Origin of the sequence: Bacillus sp. GZB (assembly GCF_001975995.1) — a bacterium.
In the GTDB taxonomy this organism is placed as follows: domain Bacteria; phylum Bacillota; class Bacilli; order Bacillales; family Bacillaceae; genus Bacillus; species Bacillus velezensis.
The window spans coordinates 766,617-784,520 of sequence record NZ_MTQG01000010.1; the positions used below are offsets into that span (position 1 = coordinate 766,617).

Genomic DNA, 17,904 nt, shown 5'->3' on the forward strand with positions numbered 1-17,904 from the left:
CGGCATGACTCAAAACAGGCTATAAAGCGACCCGGGGAAGGTGAAAGCCCGGGATGGCCGGAATCATGCAGATCAGCCCTTTAGTTTCCTTTCTGAACCGAGAGTAGGATAGGACGTTCCATCACGTTACGATGTTCGAGAGGAAAAGACGGATGATCCGTTTTTTCTAAAAGGGTGGTACCGCGAGATAAGCTTTCTCGTCCCTTATGGGATGAGAGGGCTTTTTTTATTTTCTGAAAAATGTTGTGGAGGAATGAAAATGGATTACAAAGATACGCTGTTAATGCCGAAAACAGATTTTCCGATGCGGGGAAATCTGCCGAATCGTGAGCCGGACATGCAAAAAGACTGGGAGGAGCAGGACATTTACCGTCTTGTTCAAGAACGGACGAAAGACCGCCCGAAATTCGTGCTGCATGACGGACCTCCTTATGCAAACGGAGATATCCACATGGGCCATGCCCTGAACAAAATCCTGAAAGACTTCATCGTCCGCTATAAATCAATGAGCGGCTACAACGCACCTTACGTGCCGGGCTGGGATACGCACGGACTGCCGATTGAAACGGCGCTGACGAAAAACAAAAAAGTAAACCGGAAAGAAATGTCCGTCGCTGATTTCCGCAAGCTTTGCGAAGATTATGCATGGCAGCAGATCGAAAGACAGCGCGAACAATTCAAGCGTCTCGGCGTCAGAGGCGATTGGGAAAACCCGTATGTTACGCTTCAGCCTGAATTTGAAGCGCAGCAGATCCGCGTTTTCGGCGAGATGGCGAAAAGAGGCTATATTTATAAAGGTCTGAAGCCGGTCAACTGGTCGCCTTCAAGTGAATCTGCCTTAGCGGAAGCGGAAATTGAATATCAGGACAAACGTTCCGCGTCTATTTATGTTGCGTTTAAGGTGAAAGACGGTAAAGGCGTTCTGGAAAACGGAGAAAGCTTCATCATCTGGACGACGACGCCGTGGACGATGCCTGCCAACCTCGGAATTTCCGTTCATCCTGATCTTGAATACAATGTCATCAAGGTTGGAGACAAGCGTTATGTAGTGGCTGCTGAACTGATCGAAAACGTAGCGGAGGCATGCGGTTTTGAAAATCCTGAAGTTGTCGCATCATATAAAGGCAGAGAATTAGAATACATCACTGCAGAACATCCGCTGTACGGCAGAGATTCACTCGTCATGCTCGGTGACCACGTCACAACCGATGCCGGAACAGGCTGTGTTCATACTGCTCCGGGCCACGGGGAAGATGACTTTATCGTCGGCCAAAAGTACGGCTTAGAAGTACTGTGCCCTGTTGATGAAAAAGGAAACATGACCGACGAAGCGCCGGGCTTTGAAGGAATGTTTTACGATAAAGCCAATAAACCGATCACGGAGAAGCTTGAAGAAAACGGCGCGCTCTTGAAACTCGAGTTTATTACACACTCCTATCCGCATGACTGGAGAACGAAAAAACCGACCATCTTCAGAGCGACAGCGCAATGGTTTGCGTCAATTAAAGATTTCAGATCCGATCTGCTTGATGCCATCAAACAAACGAATTGGGTGCCGGAGTGGGGCGAACAGCGACTTTACAACATGGTGCGCGACCGCGGTGACTGGTGTATCTCAAGACAGCGCGTCTGGGGCGTTCCGATCCCGGTATTTTATGCAGAAAACGGTGAGCCGGTCATCACTGACGAAACGATTGAACACGTGTCTGAGCTGTTCAAACAGCACGGCTCAAACGTCTGGTTTGAAAGAGAGGCAAAAGACCTTCTGCCGGAAGGATTTACACATCCGGGAAGCCCGAACGGAATCTTCACGAAAGAGCAAGACATTATGGATGTATGGTTTGATTCAGGTTCTTCCCATCAGGCTGTTCTTGAAGAACGTGATGATCTTGTCCGTCCGGCTGATTTATACCTTGAAGGCTCTGACCAATACCGCGGCTGGTTTAACTCATCTCTTTCCACCGCTGTTGCAGTCACCGGCAAAGCGCCGTATAAAGGCGTATTAAGCCACGGATTTACACTTGATGCAAACGGCCGTAAAATGAGTAAATCACTCGGCAATACGATTGACCCGACAAAAATCGCAAAACAGCTTGGAGCTGAAATTCTGCGTTTATGGGTATCTTCCGTAAACTATCAGGCCGATCACCCGGTTTCTGAAGATATTCTGAAGCAGGTCGCGGAAGTATACCGGAAAGTCCGCAACACGTTCCGCTTCCTTCACGGCAACCTGTTCGATTTCAATCCAAGCGTCAATGCCGTTGATGTAAAAGATCTCCGCGAAGTGGATCAATATATGCTGATCAAGCTGAATAAGCTGATCGATAAGGTGAAAAAAGCGTACGATGAATACGAATTTGCGGTTGTTTATCACAGCATTCACAATTTCTGTACGATCGAGCTCAGCTCCTTCTATCTTGATTTTGCAAAAGATGTTGTGTACATCGAGCATGCGGATCATCCGGACCGCCGCAGCATGCAGACCGTCTTTTATGAAACGCTGCTGGCGTTAGTGAAGCTGACGGCGCCGATTCTCCCGCACACGGCGGATGAAATGTGGTCTCACTTATCATTTGTTGAAGAAGCGAGCGTGCAGCTGACAGATATGCCGGAAACCATTGCTGTTCCGGACAGTCAAGCGACAGAAGAAAAATTCGACCGCTTCATGGAGCTTCGAAACGACGTGTTGAAAGCTTTGGAAACAGCCCGTAACGAAAAAATTATCGGAAGATCATTGGAAGCGAGCCTGACTTTGTATCCGAACAAAGAAAACCGCGACCTCTTGTCATCCATTAAAGAAAACATCGCGCAGCTGTTTATCGTCTCAGAACTGACAGTAAAAGACGAAAGTGAAGCGCCGGAAAACGCGCAAAGCTTCACAACAGGAAAAATGACCGTAGAAAAAGCGGAAGGCCAGATGTGTGAACGTTCCCGCGTCATTTCTAAAGATGTCGGAGCCAATCCGAAATATCCGACATTATCACTGCGCAATGCGGAAATCGTTGAAAAATATTATCAAAAATAATAAATGAGAAAGCGCCCGGTGCCAGCCGGGCGCTTTTTTACATGCCAGCAATGTCATCGATTAGAACGACAGGAAAAATCTTATGGGCTTCAAATGGCGCACTGGGGGCAACAATAAAGCTATAACATCAAGAGCAGGAGTTGTGATGAATGAATGATCAACTGACCGCAATCCACACGGAGCTTCTCATGATGAAAGAAGAACTTCAATCAAGATTATTCGAATATTCTTGCTTTCAAATGTCAGCATCTGTTGAACCTTCAATGAACGACCAAGAAGCAACTCTGATCTATCATATAAAAGAAGAACTTCAGGACGTTCTTCTTGCCCTGTCTAAGTTTGAAAACAATACGTACGGTTATTGTGAAAAAACAGGCGCCCCCATTCCGATTGAAAAACTTGCGGTGTTGCCTACGGCCAGAACCGCTGATGATTTTTATTATCCCGCTCAATTTGAAAAGAAAACCCTTCCATATTGGGAACCCGGAGATTATGCATATGATCAGGCGCTGTATGAGTGACAGCGTCTGTTTGCATGCGCTTATGATCTGCCTTTACTCTGGCATCTTTTACTGATAAAATTCATAAAGGATAAAAGTAACTGTATACTGGAGGAACGTGTGTGCTTTATTATCTTATCGCTCTTTTTATTATTATTGCCGACCAATTGACCAAATGGCTTGTCGTCAGCCATATGGAATTGGGACAAAGCATACCTGTCATCGATCAGGTGCTTTATATCACATCTCATCGCAACACGGGAGCGGCGTGGGGGATTTTAGCCGGCCAAATGTGGTTTTTCTACGTCATTACCATCGCCGTGATTATCGGAATCGTTTATTACATACAGCGTTATGCAAAAGGGCAGATGTTACTCGGAATTTCTCTCGGCTTAATGCTGGGCGGTGCGGCCGGAAACTTTATTGACCGGGCGGCGCGCCAGGAAGTGGTGGATTTTATTCATGTCATCATCGTGAATTATCACTATCCGATTTTTAATATCGCGGACTCCTCACTGTGCGTCGGTGTAATACTTTTATTTATTCATATGCTGTTTGACAGCGGGAAAAAGAAGGAGCAATAACATGAATCAATTTGAGATAACCGTTCAGCCTGAACAAAAGAGCGAACGGATTGATAAATTTTTGGCTTCAACGGGAGAAAACTGGTCACGCACTCAAGTGCAGCAATGGGTAAAAGAGGGACTGGTATCCGTTAATGGCAAATCCGTAAAAGCGAATTATAAAATGCAGCCCGGCGATCAGGTAAACGTCACCATTCCTGAACCGGAAGAATTGGACGTGCTTGCAGAGCCGATGGATTTGGACATTTACTATGAAGACCAGGATGTCTTGGTTGTGAACAAACCGCGCGGCATGGTTGTACACCCGGCGCCCGGCCATGTGACAGGGACGCTTGTAAACGGACTGATGGCTCACTGCAACGACCTTTCCGGCATTAACGGCGTCATGCGCCCGGGAATCGTCCACCGGATTGATAAAGATACTTCCGGTCTGTTAATGGTCGCTAAAAACGATATGGCGCATGAATCACTCGTTAATCAGCTCGTCAATAAAACCGTGACCAGAAAGTACACAGCGGTTGTCCACGGGGTGATTTCACATGATGACGGAACAATTGACGCTCCGATCGGGAGAGATAAAAAAGACCGTCAAAGCATGACCGTAACAAGAGAAAGCAGCAAAAACGCCGTCACGCATTTCCACGTGCTTGAGCGTTTTCAAGATTTCACGCTCGTAGAGTGCCGGCTTGAGACCGGAAGAACGCATCAGATCCGTGTTCATATGAAATATATCGGGTTTCCTTTGGCGGGCGATCCGAAGTACGGACCGAGAAAAACCATTGATTTCAATGGTCAGGCGCTTCATGCCGGAATATTAGGTTTTGATCATCCGCGGACGGGCGAATACATTGAGTTTGAAGCGCCCCTTCCTGAAGATATGAAAAAACTCATTGAAGATTTAAGAAATAGCCATTGACAGCGACTCTCTTTTCTGAAATAATAAAAACAAGCTGAATAGATTCTTTAACACAGTCCAGAGAGGCTGAGAAGGATAACGGATAGGACAGAAGAGATACGCATGTGTCTTCGTCCTGGAAAGGAACCCCTCTATGCTCTGGCAGGAGGGGTTTTTTCTTCTTATATACGAATGGAGAGGTGTCACGAGTGAATCAAAAAGCTGTTATTCTCGACGAACAGGCGATCAGGCGGGCGCTGACAAGGATAGCCCATGAAATGATCGAACGGAATAAAGGAATGAATGACTGCATTCTTGTAGGGATTAAAACAAGAGGCATTTATTTAGCGAAGCGGCTGGCCGAGCGGATCGAACAGATTGAAGGAAATCCGGTCACCGTCGGGGAAATCGATATCACCCTTTACCGTGACGATCTCACGAAAAAAACGAGCAATGAAGAGCCGCTTGTAAAAGGCGCGGACATTCCGGCCGATATCACAGACCAAAAGGTCATTGTGGTTGATGATGTGCTTTATACCGGCCGGACGGTGAGAGCTGCGATGGATGCCCTCGTTGATGTCGGGCGGCCGTCATCGATACAGCTTGCTGTGCTTGTCGACAGAGGGCACCGGGAGCTGCCGATCAGAGCGGACTATATCGGGAAAAACATTCCGACCTCAAAAGCTGAAAAAGTGATGGTTCAGCTGAGCGAAGTTGATCAGACTGATATGGTCGCCATTTACGAAAATGAATAATCACCCTTTTTAAATGCATTCCAGAGAGTTTGCAAAGAGGATTTTAAAACACAAAGCCGGGCGGATCGACGCGGCCGGGTTTTGTATGCCTCTTTGCGCAAAAAGCAAAGAGGTTTTTTTATACCATTTGAAAGTCAACCGGGAGGAAAACGCCATGAGTAAGAAAAAAGTAAACCTGGGAGTCAGGGACGTCCCCAATCCATTGTCCTGGCTGTCATTCAGCCTGCAGCATTTATTCGCCATGTTCGGTTCAACCATACTCGTGCCGAAACTGGTCGGAATGAGCCCGGCAGTGGCGCTTGTCACGAGCGGAATCGGGACACTCGCCTATCTCTTGGTGACAAAAGGCCAGATTCCCGCTTATCTCGGCTCATCATTCGCCTTTATATCACCGATTATCTTGGTGAAGGCGACGGGAGGGCCGGGGGCTGCCATGGTCGGCGCTTTCCTGGCGGGAATTGTGTACGGCCTGATCGCGCTTCTCATCAGGCAGCTTGGAACGGGGTGGCTGATGAAGCTGCTGCCCCCGGTGGTCGTCGGGCCGGTCATTATCGTCATCGGCCTCGGACTGGCAAGCACAGCCGTCAATATGGCAATGTATGCTGATCCGAATGCGAAGGAACTCGTCTACAGCTTGAAACATTTCAGTGTAGCCGGCGTCACTTTGGCAATCACCATTATCTGCGCCATCTTTTTACGGGGATTTTTAAGCCTGATACCGGTATTGATCGGCATTATAGGCGGATATCTGTTTGCGCTGACACAGGGCATCGTCAATTTTCAGCCGGTCATTGATGCAAAGTGGTTCGCCGTTCCTGAATTTATCATCCCTTTCAAAGACTATACGCCGTCAGTGACATTGGGCATTGTGGCTGCGATGGTGCCGGTCGCTTTCGTGACGATGTCAGAACATATCGGCCACCAAATGGTGCTGAGTAAAGTCGTCGGACAGGATTTCATTAAAAAGCCGGGACTGCACCGCTCCATAATGGGGGACAGCGTAGCGACGATCATTGCTTCGTTAATCGGCGGCCCGCCCACGACAACATATGGCGAAAACATCGGTGTACTGGCAATTACGAGAGTTTTCAGCGTCTTTGTCATCGGCGGCGCGGGTGTGATTGCGCTGTGCTTCGGATTTATCGGAAAAGTATCAGCGCTGATCAGCTCTGTTCCGTCCGCGGTTATGGGAGGCGTTTCCTTCCTGCTCTTCGGAATTATCGCCTCCAGCGGCTTAAGAATGCTGATTGACAACAACATTGATTATGAAAACAAGAGAAATTTAATTATCACATCCGTCATCCTCGTGATCGGCGTCGGAGGGGCTTTTATTCAAGTATCAAAAGGCGGGTTCCAAATATCCGGCATGGCGCTTGCGGCAATCGTCGGAGTCATCCTGAACCTTATCCTGCCGCATGCAAATGAAGAAGACGCGATTGCATCAGAAAAACAAAATCATATGTAAAACCTTTTAAAGAAAGTCCAGAGAGGCTTGGAAGGGTTATAACGGGAAGAAGCTGTACGCTGCTTCTCTCTTTAACCGCACCCCGAGTCTATAGACCGGGGTGTTTTTTTACGGCCTTCAAGCGGAAACGGAGGAGAAAAACATGAATCATTTAACGGCGATGTCTGAACTGAGCACTGCTGAAATTACAGAACTGCTGCGTGAGGCAAAAGCGATAAAAGAGGGTACAGTCCGTCCCGATCTCGCGGGAAAATTCGTTGCGAATCTGTTTTTTGAACCGAGCACGAGGACGCGGTTCAGCTTTGAAGTGGCGGAAAAGAAACTCGGGATGAACGTGCTCAGCTTAGACGGCACGAGCACAAGCGTTCAAAAAGGCGAGTCCTTATACGACACGGTCAAAACACTGGAATCAATCGGAGCGGACGCCTGCGTCATCCGGCACAGCACGGATGAATATTACAAAGATCTGACCGGCAGAGTCAATATTCCGATCTTAAACGCCGGCGACGGCTGCGGCCAGCACCCGACCCAGTCGTTGCTTGATTTAATGACGATTCAAGAGGAATTTGAGACCTTTCAGGGCCTGACGGTTTCCATTCATGGCGATATCAAACACAGCAGGGTGGCAAGGTCGAATGCCGAGGTGCTGACAAGGCTCGGCGCGCGTGTGCTGTTTTCTGGTCCGCCGCAATGGCAGGATGAGAAAAACGCCTTCGGCACCTGTGTTCAGACGGATGAAGCCATACAAGCTTCAGATGTCGTCATGCTGCTCCGCATCCAAAATGAAAGGCATCAGACAGAAGCCGACCAAAAAGGCTACCTGGAAGCATACGGGCTGACCGCAAAGCGGGCGGAGAGCATGAAGCGGCATGCCATCATCATGCATCCCGCACCGGTGAACAGAGGAGTCGAAATTGACACAACATTAGTGGAATGCGGAAAATCAAGAATCTTTAAACAAATGGAAAATGGCGTGTATATCAGAATGGCAGTCTTAAAAAGAGCACTGCAAACCAATGTGAAAAGGGGAGAAGCGGCTTATGTCTTATCTCATTAAAAACGGCTGGATGTTAAATGAACAAGGAGAAAAAGTGGAACAGGATATCCGGGTAACGGGTGAATTTATTTCGGAAACCGGGCTTCTGACAGCGAAAGACGGAGAAACGGTGATCGACGCTGGGGGACTGTTCGTTTCACCGGGACTCGTAGACCTTCATGTCCACTTCAGAGAACCGGGCGGCGAGAAAAAAGAAACCATTGAGACGGGCTCTAAAGCCGCGGCGCGGGGCGGCTTTACCACAGTCGCAGCCATGCCGAATACAAGACCGGTGCCGGATACGAAAGAGCAGATGGAATGGCTGCAAAACCGGATCAAAGAAACCTCATCTGTCAGGGTCCTTCCTTACGCATCCATTACGATCAGACAAACCGGCGAAGAAATGACAGATTTTGAGGCGCTTCATGAAGCCGGCGCATTCGCCTTCACCGATGACGGCGTCGGCGTTCAGACGGCCGGAATGATGTATGAAGCCATGAAACGGGCGGCTTCAATAAATAAAGCGATTGTCGCTCATTGTGAGGATAACTCACTGATTTACGGAGGAAGCGTGCATGAAGGTTCTTTTTCAAAAGCGAACGGCCTGAACGGCATACCTTCCATTTGTGAAGCGGTACATATCGCCCGTGACGTCCTGCTGGCGGAAGCGGCGGGCTGCCATTACCATGTGTGTCATATCAGCACGAAAGAATCCGTCAGAGCCGTAAGAGACGCAAAAAAAGCGGGAATCCGCGTGACGGCGGAAGTATCGCCTCACCATCTGCTGCTTTGTGACGACGATATCCCGGGACTTGATACCAATTTTAAAATGAATCCGCCCCTTCGCAGCAAAGAGGACAGAGAGGCGCTGATTGAAGGGCTTTTAGACGGCACGATTGATTTCATCGCCACTGACCATGCGCCGCATACAGAAGAAGAGAAAAACACGGACATGAAGCTTGCGCCTTTCGGTATCGTCGGTTTAGAAACAGCCTTTCCGCTTCTGTACACACATTTTGTGAAAAACGGGGCGTGGACGCTGAAGCAGCTGGTTGATTTCATGACGGTGAAACCTTGCGAGGCATTTGATCTTCCGTACGGAACGCTTGCACCGGGGGCGCCGGCTGACATCACCCTGATTGATCTGGAAAAAGAAGCAGCCATTGACAAAGATACATTTTTATCTAAAGGAAAAAATACGCCATTCAACAAGATGAAGTGCTTCGGCTGGCCTGTTGCAACGATGGCTGCCGGTAAGCTTGCATACGAAGAAGGGAGACTCGTCAAATGAAAAGAAGACTAGTGCTGGAAAATGGAGCGGTATTTGAGGGTGAAGCATTCGGGAGCCTGGAACATACAGCGGGTGAAGTCGTATTCAACACGGGAATGACCGGTTATCAGGAAATTTTATCAGACCCTTCTTACTGCGGGCAGATCGTGACGCTGACGTATCCTCTGATCGGCAACTACGGAATTAACAGAGATGACTTTGAATCCATCACTCCTTTTGTAAAAGGGCTGATCGTAAAAGAACTGTGCGAGCTGCCTTCCAACTGGCGTTCGGCTTACACGCTTGACGAGTATTTGAAAATGAAAAATATCCCCGGCTTACAAGGGATTGACACGAGAAAGCTCACAAGAATGATCCGCACGGCCGGCGCATTAAAAGGAACGTTTGCTTCAAGTGAGGAGAATGTCGGAGAGGTTCTTGCAAGGCTGAAAGAAACGGAACTGCCGAGAAATCAAGTCGCTCAAGTATCTGCGAAAACGGCATATCCGAGTCCGGGCCGCGGCAAACGCATCGTACTCGTCGATTTCGGTATGAAGCACGGCATTTTAAGAGAGTTAAACAAAAGAAAATGCGATGTCATCGTTGTGCCGTACAATGTAACGGCGGAAGAAGTGCTTCAGCTCAAGCCGGACGGCATCATGCTTTCTAACGGACCCGGAGATCCGAAAGATGTGCCGGAAGCCATTGAAATGATAAAAGGCATACTCGGGAAGGTGCCGTTATTCGGAATCTGCCTCGGCCACCAATTATTTGCGCTGGCATCCGGAGCGGAAACGGAAAAAATGAAATTCGGACACAGGGGTTCCAATCATCCGGTTAAAGAGCTTGCGACAGGGAAAGTCGCTTTAACCGCCCAAAACCACGGATATACAGTTTCTTCAATAGATGATACAGAGCTTGAAGTGACGCACATTGCGATCAATGATCAAACGATCGAAGGACTCAAGCATAAAACATTGCCGGCATTTACGGTTCAGTACCACCCTGAAGCTTCACCGGGGCCGGAAGACGCCAATCATTTATTTGACAGATTCATTGACTTGATCGAAACAACTGAGAAAGAAGGGGAAGCGGTATGCCAAAACGCATAGATATTAAAAAGATTTTAGTGATCGGATCAGGCCCGATTATTATCGGACAGGCGGCGGAATTTGATTATGCGGGCACACAGGCGTGTCTCGCTTTAAAGGAAGAAGGCTATGAAGTCATTCTCGTCAACTCGAATCCGGCAACGATTATGACGGATACGGAAATGGCTGATCGGGTATACATAGAACCGCTGACGCCGGAGTTTCTCACGCGTATTATCAGAAAAGAACGGCCGGACGCCATCCTGCCGACTCTGGGAGGACAGACCGGACTGAATCTTGCCGTCGAGCTGTCTGAACTCGGGGTTCTTGAGGAATGCGGAGTGGAAGTGCTCGGCACAAAGCTGTCCGCCATCCAGCAGGCGGAAGACCGCGACTTATTCCGTACGCTGATGAATGAGCTGAATGAACCGGTGCCGGAAAGTGAGATCATCCGCACTTTACAGGAAGCCGAGGAATTTGTCGGCCGGATCGGGTTTCCGGTTATCGTGCGCCCTGCTTACACATTAGGCGGAACGGGCGGCGGCATCTGCTCGAATGAAGCGGAACTGAAAGAGATCGTCGAAAACGGATTAAAACTCAGCCCCGTCCATCAGTGCCTTCTGGAAAAAAGCATTGCCGGTTACAAAGAGATCGAATATGAAGTCATGAGAGACAGCAGAGATCACGCGATCGTCGTCTGCAACATGGAAAATATCGATCCGGTCGGCATCCATACGGGTGACAGCATCGTCGTTGCCCCGAGCCAGACTTTGAGCGACCGGGAATACCAGCTTTTGCGCAATGTTTCATTAAAGCTGATCCGCGCGCTCGGCATTGAAGGCGGCTGTAATGTTCAGCTCGCGCTCGATCCCGACAGCTTCCAATATTACATTATCGAAGTGAATCCGCGGGTGAGCCGCTCATCTGCCCTCGCCTCAAAAGCGACGGGTTACCCGATCGCAAAGCTTGCGGCGAAAATCGCAGTCGGGCTTTCTCTTGATGAAATGATGAATCCCGTAACGGGAAAAACATATGCGGCTTTTGAGCCCGCGCTGGACTATGTTGTTTCTAAAATCCCGCGCTGGCCGTTCGACAAATTTGAGTCGGCAAACCGCAGGCTCGGGACGCAAATGAAAGCTACCGGAGAGGTCATGGCTATCGGACGCACCCTTGAAGAATCGCTGTTAAAGGCGGTCCGCTCACTGGAAGCCGATGTCTATCACCTGGAACTGAAGGATGCGGAAGAGATTTCTGACGGACTTTTGGAAAAACGGATCAGAAAAGCCGGGGATGAACGCCTGTTTTATCTTGCTGAAGCGTTCAGAAGAGGCTACACAGTGGAGCAGCTTCATGAGTTTTCCGCAATTGACGTATTCTTTTTGCACAAGCTCTGTAAGCTGGTCGCTTTTGAAACAGAGCTGAAAGCGGAAAAAGGCAGCCTCGCCGTCCTTCAGACAGCGAAGGAACTCGGTTTCTCCGACAAATATATCAGCCGGGAATGGAATATGCCGGAACAAGAGCTGTATCAAATGCGAAAAGAAGCAGACATCAAGCCTGTATATAAAATGGTGGATACATGCGCGGCGGAATTCGAATCAGAAACCCCGTACTTTTACAGCACATATGAGGAAGAGAACGAGTCTGAGGTTACTTCAAGAAAAAGCGTCGTCGTCCTCGGTTCCGGGCCGATCCGCATCGGACAGGGCGTGGAATTTGACTATGCGACCGTTCATTCTGTCTGGGCGATCAAGCAGGCAGGCTATGAAGCGATTATTATCAACAACAATCCTGAGACGGTGTCCACTGATTTCAGCATATCAGACAAACTGTATTTTGAACCGCTGACGGTTGAAGATGTCATGCACATCATCGATTTGGAACAGCCGGAAGGCGTTGTTGTCCAATTCGGCGGCCAGACGGCGATCAACCTTGCGGAAGAATTGAGCGCCCGCGGCGTCAAAATTCTCGGTACATCACTTGAAGATTTAGACCGTGCGGAAGACCGGGATAAGTTCGAGCAGGCGCTTGAGGCGCTGAATGTGCCGCAGCCGCTCGGGAAAACCGCCGTATCGGTGAACGAAGCGGTCAAAATCGCCGCATCCATCGGCTATCCGGTACTTGTCCGCCCTTCGTATGTGCTCGGCGGCCGGGCGATGGAAATCGTCTATCACGAAGAAGAGCTGCTTCACTATATGAAAAACGCGGTCAAAATCAACCCGCAGCATCCGGTGTTAATCGACCGTTATCTGACGGGGAAAGAAATCGAAGTCGATGCCGTATCTGACGGCGAAACAGTCGTTATTCCGGGAATTATGGAGCATATCGAGCGGGCAGGCGTCCATTCAGGGGATTCAATCGCCGTCTATCCGCCTCAGTCTTTAAGCGAAGACATTAAGAAAAAAATCGAACAATACACTGTAGCCTTAGCAAAAGGCCTTAACATCATCGGGTTGCTGAACATCCAGTTCGTACTGTCGCAAGGTGAGGTGTATGTGCTTGAGGTAAATCCGCGGTCAAGCAGAACCGTGCCGTTCTTAAGCAAAATCACAAAAATCCCAATGGCGAACCTGGCGACAAAGGTCATTCTCGGCCAAAAGCTTGCTGATTTCGGCTATCAAGAGGGGCTGCAGCCTGAACAGCAGGGGGTATTCGTGAAAGCGCCTGTCTTCTCATTCGCGAAGCTGAGAAGAGTGGATATCACGTTAGGCCCTGAAATGAAGTCGACGGGAGAGGTCATGGGCAAAGATTCAACCCTGGAAAAAGCGCTCTATAAAGCGCTGATTGCCTCTGGCATTCAAATCCCGAACTACGGCTCAGTGCTGTTGACCGTTGCCGATAAAGATAAAGAAGAAGGACTGCTGATCGCCAAGCGGTTCCACGCCATCGGCTATAAAATCTTGGCGACGGAAGGAACGGCGGCTTATTTGAAAGACGCTCAGATTCCGGCTCAAGTCGTCGGAAAAATCGGCGAAGAAGGGAAAAATCTGCTCGATGTCATCAGAAACGGCGAAGCGCAATTTGTCATCAATACGCTGACAAAGGGCAAACAGCCGGCCAGAGACGGCTTCAGAATCCGCCGCGAATCTGTTGAAAACGGAGTCGCCTGCCTGACATCTTTAGATACGGCCGAAGCCATTTTGCGGGTGTTGGAAAGCATGACATTCCGGGCGGATCATATGCCTGCATCCGAAACCAATCAAAAGGCGGCAGTCACGATATGAAAAAAGCGCATTTGACTGTTCAATCCAACTTAGAAATTGCCAATCGGATTTATAAGATGGTGCTGAAAGGAGAGCTTGTCCGGCACCTTACCGAGCCGGGTCAATTTCTTCATCTGAAGGTGAGTGACGCGGTCATGCCGCTATTAAGAAGACCGCTCAGCATTGCGGACGTCAATTTCGCTGCGAATGAAGTATCCGTTATCTACAGAGCTGACGGTGAGGGAACGCGTCTTTTGTCCGAGAAAAAAGAGGGCGGCAGGATAGACGTTCTCGGCCCTCTCGGCAACGGGTTCCCCGTCCGGCGGATTGAATCCGGCAAAACCGCGCTGTTAGTCGGAGGCGGAGTCGGGGTTCCGCCTTTGCAGGAACTGTCAAAGCGCCTGACGGAAAAAGGCGTAAACGTCATTCATGTGCTTGGATTTCAATCAGCAAAGGATGTTTTTTACGAACAGGAATGTCGTGCGTACGGAGACACTTATGTGGCGACGGCTGACGGAACATATGGAGAGAAAGGGTTTGTCACCGATGTCATCCGTGAAAAGCAGCTCGAATTCGATGTCCTGCTAAGCTGCGGACCGACACCGATGCTGAAAGCTCTGAAGCAGCAGTACGGCCATAAAGAGGTTTATCTTTCGATGGAAGAGCGGATGGGCTGCGGCATCGGTGCCTGCTTCGCCTGCGTGTGCCGCACGGGTGAAAGCGATACATCCTATGTAAAGGTCTGCCTTGACGGGCCGGTATTTAAAGCTGAGGAGGTGGCGCTGTAATGTTAGAGGTGAATCTGCCGGGTCTCCAATTGAAAAATCCGATCATCCCCGCTTCCGGATGTTTCGGATTCGGGAAAGAATATGCCGGATTTTACGATTTATCATGCCTCGGAGGCATTATGATTAAAGCAACGACGAACGAAGCCCGCTTCGGAAATCCGACGCCGAGAGTGGCGGAGACAAGCGCGGGAATGCTGAATGCCATCGGACTGCAAAATCCCGGCCTTGAGCATGTGCTCAATCATGAGCTGCCTTGGCTCGAACAATTTGACACGCCGATTATCGCAAATGTCGCCGGTTCTCAGGTGGACGACTATAAAGAAGTGGCCGAGCACATCAGCCAAGCGCCGAATGTGCATGCGCTTGAGCTTAACATTTCATGTCCGAATGTCAAAACCGGGGGGATTGCTTTTGGTACTGATCCCGTCATGGCGGCCGAACTGACAAAAGCGGTGAAAGAAGTTTCCGCAGTGCCTGTGTATGTGAAGCTTTCGCCTAATGTCGCAAACATAACCGAAATTGCCAAAGCGATTGAAGCGGCCGGTGCTGACGGTCTGACGATGATTAATACACTCATCGGGATGAGGCTCGATCTCAAGACGGGACGGCCGATCTTAGCAAATAAAACGGGCGGACTGTCAGGCCCGGCGATCAAACCGGTCGCCATCAGGATGGTATACGAAGTCAGCCAGGCCGTTCAAATCCCGATTATCGGGATGGGAGGCGTTCAGACCGCAGAGGATGCATTAGAATTTCTTCTTGCGGGAGCGAGTGCGGTTGCCGTCGGCACGGCAAACTTCGTCAATCCGCTCGTCTGCCCGGAAATCATAGAACAGCTCCCCCGTGTGCTGCGCCAACACGGCTTTCAATCTGTAAGTGAATGCATCGGAAGGAGCTGGAAACATGAAAAACAACCTGCCCATCATCGCGCTTGATTTTGCATCAGGGGAAGAGACTTTAACGTTTTTAGACTTGTTTGAAAAGAAAAGGCTTTTTGTCAAAACGGGGATGGAGCTTTTTTATCAGGAAGGCCCCGCCATCATTCACCAATTAAAAGAACGGAACTGTGATATATTTTTAGATTTAAAGCTTCATGATATCCCGACTACGGTCAATAAAGCGATGAAGCGGCTGGCCGGCCTCGGCGTTGATCTCGTCAATGTGCATGCAGCAGGGGGCGCACGCATGATGCGCGCGGCCCTTGAGGGGCTTGAAGAAGGCACGCCGGCAGGCAGAAAACGCCCGTCTTTAATCGCGGTGACTCAGCTGACCAGCACTTCAGAGCAGGTGGCGAAGGAAGAGCTTCTGCTGCATAAGCCGCTGTTAGAAACGGTTGTGCATTACGGCAAAATGGCGGAAGAGTGCGGGCTGGACGGAGTGGTATGTTCGGTACATGAAACAAAAGCCATTTATGAAGCGGTCCGGCCTTCATTTCTGACAGTCACGCCGGGCATCCGCACGGCCAGTGACGCAGCTGACGATCAAGTCCGGACGGCGACTCCGTCATTTGCGAAAGAAAACGGTTCGTCAGCCATTGTCGTGGGCCGCTCAATTACAAAAGCGGAAAACCCCGTTAAAGCATATGAAGCAATTAAACTGGAATGGGAGGGCGTTCGCCGATGAAACAGGCTATCGCAAAACATCTATTACACATTGAAGCTGTCTTTTTACGCCCGAATGAGCCGTTTACGTGGGCGAGCGGCATTTTATCACCGATCTATTGTGACAACCGTCTGACATTGTCGTATCCAAAAGTGAGAAATGATGTGGCGGACGGGCTCGGCAAACTGCTGAAAGAGCATTTCCCCGAGGCGGAGATGATCGCGGGCACTGCAACGGCGGGCATTCCGCATGCTGCGCTTCTCGCAGACCGTACAGGCGCGCCGATGTGCTACGTCAGAAGCAAACCGAAAGCGCACGGCAAAGGAAATCAAATAGAAGGCGCCATTAAGAAAGGACAAAAAACAGTCGTGATTGAAGACTTGATTTCTACCGGGGGCAGCGTGCTTGAAGCTGCGGCGGCCCTTCAAAGAGAGGGCGCGGAAGTCCTCGGCGTCATTTCCATTTTTACATACGGACTGCCGAAAGCAAAAGAAGCCTTTAAAAAAGCGGGTCTTCCTTATTACTCGTTAACGGATTATGACACGCTGATTGAAGTCGCGCTTGCAAACGGAACGATTCATTCAGATGACATTGAGAAACTGAAATCATGGAAATTGAATCCCGAGTCAAAAGATTGGTTTAAAAAATAATGACAATAAAACAGGCCTCAGGGCCTGTTTTATTATTCCTATCAAAAAACTCGGGTTGACTTCTGTTAGAATTGTGCTAAAATTTAGTACAAATCTAAAAAGCTTATCAAGAGCGGCTGAGGGACTGGACCGATGACGCCCGGCAACCTGCGTGTCATGCAAGGTGCCGCATCCAGAAAAATGCACAGCATTTTGAAGATAAGGGCTATACCGGGTCACTGTCTTTCATTCCGCTGGATTGAAAGTTTTTTATATGAAAAAAAGATTGAGGGATAAGACAACCGGCAGAAAACAACAGCTGTTTGATTGTCTCCGGGAGGAGGAAAGGAAAAATGCTAACGTATGACACATGGGAAGAGCCGGCGATTACATTTCCGGAAGACGATTCCTATAAAGGCGCGCTGTCCGTTTTAAAATGGGCATACGGCCACTACGGAGACCAGCTTGTTTACGCATGCAGCTTCGGGATTGAAGGCATCGTCCTGATCGATTTAATTTCTAAAGTAAAGAAAGACGCGGAAATCGTGTTTCTCGATACGGGTCTTCACTTTAAAGAAACATATGAAACGATCGAAAAAGTGAAAGAACGTTATCCGGGGCTGAACATTATCCTGAAAAAGCCAAGCCTTACTCTTGAAGAACAAGCCGAGGCTCACGGAGATAAACTGTGGGAAAGAGAACCGAACCAGTGCTGCTACATCAGAAAAATTCTGCCGTTAAGAGAAGCGCTCGCGGGGCATCCGGCATGGCTGTCCGGTCTTCGCCGGGATCAAGGGCCGAGCCGGGCGAATACGAATTTCCTGAATAAAGACGACAAGTTTCAATCGATTAAAGTATGCCCGCTGATCCATTGGACATGGAAAGACATCTGGAGATATACTTCCAAGCATGAGCTGGATTACAATATCCTCCATGATCAGGGGTATCCGAGCATCGGCTGTGAACCGTGCACTTCACCTGCGTTTACCGCGGAAGATTTGCGGAGCGGCAGATGGAACGGCATGGCGAAAACAGAATGCGGACTGCATGAATAAAGGAGCTGC

General features: G+C 49.3%; 15 protein-coding genes and 1 riboswitch. All 15 genes read left to right on the forward strand.

The features are described 5' to 3' along the window. Nucleotides 1-259: 259 nt before the first annotated feature. The 15 genes from ileS (at nt 260) to BXO87_RS04145 (ending at nt 17,895) form a co-directional block, all read left to right on the forward strand. The gene (gene ileS / locus BXO87_RS04075) at nt 260-3,025 is read left to right on the forward strand and encodes an isoleucine--tRNA ligase (protein ID WP_038457941.1); all 2,766 of its coding nucleotides are present in this window, start codon (nt 260-262) and stop codon (nt 3,023-3,025) included. 149 nt (nt 3,026-3,174) lie between these two features. After that, nucleotides 3,175-3,546, forward strand: a complete 372-nt coding sequence (locus BXO87_RS04080; protein WP_003154399.1) for a TraR/DksA family transcriptional regulator — start codon at nt 3,175-3,177, stop codon at nt 3,544-3,546. 101 nt (nt 3,547-3,647) lie between these two features. Then, entirely contained in the window at nt 3,648-4,109 is a 462-nt protein-coding gene (gene lspA / locus BXO87_RS04085) for a signal peptidase II (protein WP_016936189.1), read from the forward strand. Nucleotide 4,110: 1 nt separating this feature from the next. Beyond that, nucleotides 4,111-5,025 (forward strand): RluA family pseudouridine synthase, encoded by a 915-nt coding sequence (locus BXO87_RS04090; RefSeq protein WP_007611300.1) that lies wholly within the window; start codon nt 4,111-4,113, stop codon nt 5,023-5,025. 188 nt (nt 5,026-5,213) lie between these two features. Next, a complete protein-coding gene (pyrR, locus tag BXO87_RS04095) occupies nt 5,214-5,759 on the forward strand; it encodes a bifunctional pyrimidine operon transcriptional regulator/uracil phosphoribosyltransferase (RefSeq protein ID WP_003154392.1) in 546 nt (181 codons plus the stop codon). Between the two features lie 154 nt (nt 5,760-5,913). Beyond that, nucleotides 5,914-7,224 carry a uracil permease PyrP gene (pyrP, locus tag BXO87_RS04100; protein ID WP_038460730.1) on the forward strand — a complete coding sequence of 437 codons (1,311 nt, stop codon included), beginning with the start codon at nt 5,914-5,916 and terminating at the stop codon, nt 7,222-7,224. Between the two features lie 142 nt (nt 7,225-7,366). Further along, nucleotides 7,367-8,281, forward strand: a complete 915-nt coding sequence (locus BXO87_RS04105) for an aspartate carbamoyltransferase catalytic subunit (protein WP_029325902.1) — start codon at nt 7,367-7,369, stop codon at nt 8,279-8,281. Continuing rightward, on the forward strand, nt 8,265-9,551 hold the full coding sequence (locus BXO87_RS04110; RefSeq protein WP_038457945.1) for a dihydroorotase: 1,287 nt from the start codon (nt 8,265-8,267) through the stop codon (nt 9,549-9,551). Before BXO87_RS04105 ends, BXO87_RS04110 begins: the two co-directional genes overlap by 17 nt. Beyond that, nucleotides 9,548-10,642, forward strand: coding sequence for a carbamoyl phosphate synthase small subunit (locus BXO87_RS04115; RefSeq protein WP_032874843.1), 1,095 nt, complete (start codon nt 9,548-9,550; stop codon nt 10,640-10,642). The genes BXO87_RS04110 and BXO87_RS04115 overlap by 4 nt, the downstream gene beginning before the upstream one ends. Beyond that, nucleotides 10,627-13,842: a carbamoyl-phosphate synthase (glutamine-hydrolyzing) large subunit gene (gene carB, locus BXO87_RS04120; protein WP_038457947.1), complete on the forward strand. Its 3,216-nt coding sequence runs from the start codon at nt 10,627-10,629 to the stop codon at nt 13,840-13,842. Before BXO87_RS04115 ends, carB begins: the two co-directional genes overlap by 16 nt. Next, nucleotides 13,839-14,609, forward strand: coding sequence for a dihydroorotate dehydrogenase electron transfer subunit (locus BXO87_RS04125; protein ID WP_038457949.1), 771 nt, complete (start codon nt 13,839-13,841; stop codon nt 14,607-14,609). Before carB ends, BXO87_RS04125 begins: the two co-directional genes overlap by 4 nt. Beyond that, nucleotides 14,609-15,544 (forward strand): dihydroorotate dehydrogenase, encoded by a 936-nt coding sequence (locus BXO87_RS04130; protein WP_038457950.1) that lies wholly within the window; start codon nt 14,609-14,611, stop codon nt 15,542-15,544. Before BXO87_RS04125 ends, BXO87_RS04130 begins: the two co-directional genes overlap by 1 nt. Further along, nucleotides 15,513-16,232 (forward strand): orotidine-5'-phosphate decarboxylase, encoded by a 720-nt coding sequence (gene pyrF, locus BXO87_RS04135; RefSeq protein WP_038457952.1) that lies wholly within the window; start codon nt 15,513-15,515, stop codon nt 16,230-16,232. Before BXO87_RS04130 ends, pyrF begins: the two co-directional genes overlap by 32 nt. Then, a complete protein-coding gene (pyrE, locus tag BXO87_RS04140; protein ID WP_017417751.1) occupies nt 16,229-16,861 on the forward strand; it encodes an orotate phosphoribosyltransferase in 633 nt (210 codons plus the stop codon). The genes pyrF and pyrE overlap by 4 nt, the downstream gene beginning before the upstream one ends. 100 nt (nt 16,862-16,961) lie before the next feature. Continuing rightward, a riboswitch (SAM riboswitch) is annotated at nt 16,962-17,066 on the forward strand. Between the two features lie 127 nt (nt 17,067-17,193). Then, the gene (locus tag BXO87_RS04145; RefSeq protein ID WP_003154369.1) at nt 17,194-17,895 is read left to right on the forward strand and encodes a phosphoadenylyl-sulfate reductase; all 702 of its coding nucleotides are present in this window, start codon (nt 17,194-17,196) and stop codon (nt 17,893-17,895) included. Nucleotides 17,896-17,904: the final 9 nt, after the last annotated feature.

Bases quoted from the DNA above. Each gene is read 5' to 3' on its own strand.
- ileS (WP_038457941.1), top strand. From the start codon at position 260: ATGGATTACAAAGATACGCTGTTAATGCCGAAAACAGATTTTCCGATG.
- BXO87_RS04080 (WP_003154399.1), top strand. From the start codon at position 3,175: ATGAATGATCAACTGACCGCAATCCACACGGAGCTTCTCATGATGAAA.
- BXO87_RS04090 (WP_007611300.1), top strand. From the start codon at position 4,111: ATGAATCAATTTGAGATAACCGTTCAGCCTGAACAAAAGAGCGAACGG.
- pyrP (WP_038460730.1), top strand. From the start codon at position 5,914: ATGAGTAAGAAAAAAGTAAACCTGGGAGTCAGGGACGTCCCCAATCCA.
- BXO87_RS04105 (WP_029325902.1), top strand. From the start codon at position 7,367: ATGAATCATTTAACGGCGATGTCTGAACTGAGCACTGCTGAAATTACA.
- BXO87_RS04110 (WP_038457945.1), top strand. From the start codon at position 8,265: ATGTCTTATCTCATTAAAAACGGCTGGATGTTAAATGAACAAGGAGAA.
- BXO87_RS04115 (WP_032874843.1), top strand. From the start codon at position 9,548: ATGAAAAGAAGACTAGTGCTGGAAAATGGAGCGGTATTTGAGGGTGAA.
- carB (WP_038457947.1), top strand. From the start codon at position 10,627: ATGCCAAAACGCATAGATATTAAAAAGATTTTAGTGATCGGATCAGGC.
- BXO87_RS04125 (WP_038457949.1), top strand. From the start codon at position 13,839: ATGAAAAAAGCGCATTTGACTGTTCAATCCAACTTAGAAATTGCCAAT.
- BXO87_RS04130 (WP_038457950.1), top strand. From the start codon at position 14,609: ATGTTAGAGGTGAATCTGCCGGGTCTCCAATTGAAAAATCCGATCATC.
- pyrF (WP_038457952.1), top strand. From the start codon at position 15,513: ATGAAAAACAACCTGCCCATCATCGCGCTTGATTTTGCATCAGGGGAA.
- pyrE (WP_017417751.1), top strand. From the start codon at position 16,229: ATGAAACAGGCTATCGCAAAACATCTATTACACATTGAAGCTGTCTTT.
- BXO87_RS04145 (WP_003154369.1), top strand. From the start codon at position 17,194: ATGCTAACGTATGACACATGGGAAGAGCCGGCGATTACATTTCCGGAA.